Source organism: Acinetobacter sp. YH12117 (genome assembly GCF_013418865.1).
In the GTDB taxonomy this organism is placed as follows: domain Bacteria; phylum Pseudomonadota; class Gammaproteobacteria; order Pseudomonadales; family Moraxellaceae; genus Acinetobacter; species Acinetobacter indicus.
On sequence record NZ_VPBF01000076.1, the window covers coordinates 1 to 3,765 of the forward strand.

Below are 3,765 nucleotides of genomic sequence, written 5' to 3' on the forward strand. Positions count from 1 at the left end.
TCATGAAATACGGTATTCTGATGTGACAAAACCTGAATCCTGGTCGTTAAAGTGTTTGTTTACACTCATATTTTAACTGTTAGGACTCAGGTTTTTTTATTTAAAGCAAACTATGGGACAGCAGTGAGGTTATGATGCCCGTTTAGAATTGGTACATAAACCAGTCGCCGGTTGGGAAGGGGTCTTTGGTACCCAATATAGTCAACAAAATATTGATTTATCCGGTGAGATGGTTCCACATGATGATCATTTTCATGAATCAGTCTTAATGCCAGATACTAAAACGGAAAAATATAGCCTGTTTGGTTTAGAACATAAGCAGTTTGGTGATGTGCATGTGGAATTGGGTGCACGTGTAGAACATCAAAAAATTGATGTAGATTCAACTCAAAAAGACTATTCGGATACCGGTGTGTCAGGTTCAGCAGCAGCCAATTGGGAATTTGCTCCAAACTATAAGCTTTCTGTGGTTGGCTCGCATCAGCAACGTTTACCACTGGCACAAGAGTTGTATGCGGACGGTATTCACTTTGCCACCAATACCTATGAGCGTGGAAATGAGGATCTGGATGTTGAGAAGTCAAATAACCTTGAGTTAGGTCTGCATTATGAAGGTGAAAAACTCGACTATCATGTGCATGTTTATCACAACTGGTTTGATAACTATATTTATGGCTCAACAACCGACAGCGAAGGAACATTCCGTCTAGTTGATTATAAACAAGACAAAGCCCGTTTCTACGGTACAGAAGCGCAGTTAGGCTATGCCATTAACGATGCTTATAAAGTCAGCCTGTTTGGTGACTATGTGCGTGGCAAAATTGATGGTGAAAACGCACCGCGTGTACCAGCAGGCCGTTTAGGTACCAAAGTAGAAGCCGATTTTGCTGATGGCTGGTCAGGTCTGGCAGAGTACTATCATGTCTTTAAACAGGACCAGATTGCCAGCTATGAACAGGAAACCCAAGGCTATAACATGGTCAATGTCGGTCTGGCTTATGCAGGTGCCATGGCGAATAACCAGGACTACCGCGTGTTCTTTAAAGCCAATAACCTGCTGGATGATCAAGTTTATTCACACACCTCATTCCTGTCCAATATTCCGCAAGTGGGCCGTAATTTTACCGTTGGTTTAGAATATAACTTCTAAGCAGAACTTAAATTTATTGCCAAAATCAAGAGGATGTCACGGAAATCCTCTTGAAAAAAGCCTGAAGAAAACCTAGCCTGAGTTGATTGGGTTAGGTTTTTTCTTATGCGTATCTTTCAACGAATTCACAATAAACTGAACTGGTCACCACGGCGTTATCTGGGCGTGATGATGGGCCTGCTGGCGTTAAGCTATTTATCCTCGGCACTGTATCATACCTATAAGCCCTTACCGGATGGTTTGAATTATGCGGGACCGCTACGTCATGCCGAAGTCAAATTTCTGGCCGATCAGACCTATCTGGATGCACAGGGCCAGCAGCATTATGATCATCAGATTTTTAATGAAATGCTGCGCCTGATTGATGAAGCACAAAGTTTAATTGTGCTGGATATGTTTCTATTTAATCCGCAAACCGGAGCATCACAGGCCCAGCATCAACCGCTCAGTCAGCAATTGACTGATGCACTGATTCAAAAACGCCGTACCCAGCCGGATATTGAAATCAAGCTGATTACCGATCCGATTAACTCGGTTTATGGCGGGCTTGCGCCAGAGCATTATCGGCAACTGCGCCAGGCCGGAATTGATGTGATCGAAACCAATTTAACCCCGCTACGCGCTTCCAATCCGATGTGGTCCGGGTTCTGGTACATCTGCTGTCAGGGCATCCGCAATAATCCGGATGCCGGCTGGCTGGCCAATCCGTTTGGTGAGGGCAAAATCACCCTGCGTAGTTATTCCGAGCTGCTAAATTTTAAGGCCAACCACCGTAAAACCATTGTGGTTGATACCCCGGACGGCTGGGAAGCTCTGGTGACCTCAATGAATCCGCATGATGCCAGTTCTCATCACTCCAATGTGGCGCTGGTGGTCAAAGGCAACACCGCGGTAGATATTCTAAAAACCGAGCAGTCGGTGGCGCTCATGTCCGGCAGCAATATTCCCGGGGTGATTGTCGGTGAGTTTCAGGCCGCTGCTACTGAACCGCAGGTGCAGGTGCTGACTGAAAAAGCCATTTATGATGCGACTTTAAACCTGATCAATAGCGCTAAAGCCAATGAACAGATTGATCTGGTGATGTTCTATCTGTCCGAGCGCCAGATTATCAAAAGCCTGCTTGCAGCCCATGAGCGTGGGGTGAAATTGCGGGTGTTGCTGGATGCTAATAAAGATGCGTTTGGTCTGGAAAAAAATGGTGTACCGAACCGGCCAGTGGCAGCAGAATTACATCAGGCCGGCATTCCACTGCGCTGGTGTAATACCCAAGGCGAGCAATGTCATAGCAAAATGCTGATCAAGCGCAATGCCCAGCAACAGGAGATGATTTTAGGTTCGGCCAATTTCACCGCGCGGAATTTAAAAAATTATAATCTGGAAACCAATTTACGCGTGTTAGGCCCGGCTCAAGCACCGGTATTTCAAGATGCCCAGCAGTATTTTGATACCGCCTGGTCAAATTTGAATGGCCGTCAGATGAGTGTGGATTATGCCCAGTATGCCGATGAATCGACGCTGAAATATGGACTGTATCGTTTGATGGAATGGAGTGGCTGGTCGACGTTCTAACCTCCCTCATTCCAAGCTTCTGTTTGTGAGCCGTGGCTTCTGCTTATAAGAGAGCTGGAAGAATGAGTTTTCTTCCACCTTTTAAGAGAGGGGTAGAGAGAAGCGATTTTCCCCTTCCTTGCAAGAGAGTTAGGAACAATAGCTTTTTCTCCTCCTCGTAAGAGAAGGTTAGGGAGACACGCTTTTCCTTAACCTTCTAGGAGAGAGTCGGGGAGAGGTCAGTATTAAGGTTTGACGCTTAGTTTTGCCCCGGATTCGGTGGTACCAGTTCATCCAGATCTTTATCGGACAGCTCATCCAGCTCGCTCAGATCGGTTTTAATTTTCCACTGGCTTTCATCCTCAACTGGATTCGGCAAACGCGCTTCCAGCCAGTCGCAGACCACATCGGGCGGGAAATCGGCATGGTTACACTGGATTACCCAAGACAGGAAATCTTTGGCTTCACCATTCATATAAGGTGGTGGCGATACCGGTAAAAACTGCGTTGGCAAACGTTCATTCTTGGAAATATAGTTCAGCACATGACCCAGTTCCTGTACGGTTTGCCAGGCCAGTGGGTGTGCTACATTAATCTGAAATTTAAACCACCATGCCTGAGCACCATCTGTGCCATAGGCATCGATCAAGTTTTTTTGAACACTGGGTACTTTGCAGAAATATTCATAAAGACGATCAAAACTTAAATCAGACACAAGCATGAACCTAGTATGAAAAAAAGCGAGTGTAGCATAAAAGTAGGTCATTATTTTCACTGAGAAATACGGCCGATCTACCGCCATTCATCTAAAAAAGCTGGATAAAGCATACGTGTTCATTTTTTATCAAATGGAGCGTAAACCTCTGTCTTTCAGGTCAGAGATATAAGCGACACGACATGAAATGTCGTTTAATTGCTAAAAACCAATATTTCAAGCCTAATATGAGCTAATATAAGCCCATGAAAACACTTAAATTACGTATAAAAGACAAACATTGTAAGGTGCTAGACCAATTGGCATCTGAAGTTAATTTTGTCTGGAACTATGTCAATGATTTGTGTTTCAA

General features: G+C 44.8%; 2 protein-coding genes and 2 pseudogenes. 3 read left to right on the top strand and 1 reads right to left on the bottom strand.

The features are described from left to right. Window positions 1-127: 127 nt before the first annotated feature. Both FTU55_RS14640 and FTU55_RS14645 read left to right on the top strand, forming a co-directional pair. Window positions 128-1,150, top strand: a pseudogene (locus FTU55_RS14640) (TonB-dependent receptor domain-containing protein); the annotation flags it as partial. A 105-nt stretch (window positions 1,151-1,255) separates the two neighbouring features. Next, the gene (locus FTU55_RS14645; RefSeq protein ID WP_180047456.1) at window positions 1,256-2,719 is read left to right on the top strand and encodes a phospholipase D family protein; all 1,464 of its coding nucleotides are present in this window, start codon (window positions 1,256-1,258) and stop codon (window positions 2,717-2,719) included. Between the two features lie 238 nt (window positions 2,720-2,957). Here FTU55_RS14645 and FTU55_RS14650 read toward each other — a convergent pair whose 3' ends face one another. Further along, window positions 2,958-3,413: a hypothetical protein gene (locus FTU55_RS14650; RefSeq protein WP_005180018.1), complete on the bottom strand. Its 456-nt coding sequence runs from the start codon at window positions 3,411-3,413 to the stop codon at window positions 2,958-2,960. Window positions 3,414-3,658: 245 nt separating this feature from the next. Between FTU55_RS14650 and FTU55_RS14655 the strand changes: the two are divergent. Further along, window positions 3,659-3,765 (top strand): annotated as a pseudogene (locus FTU55_RS14655) (RNA-guided endonuclease TnpB family protein); the annotation flags it as partial.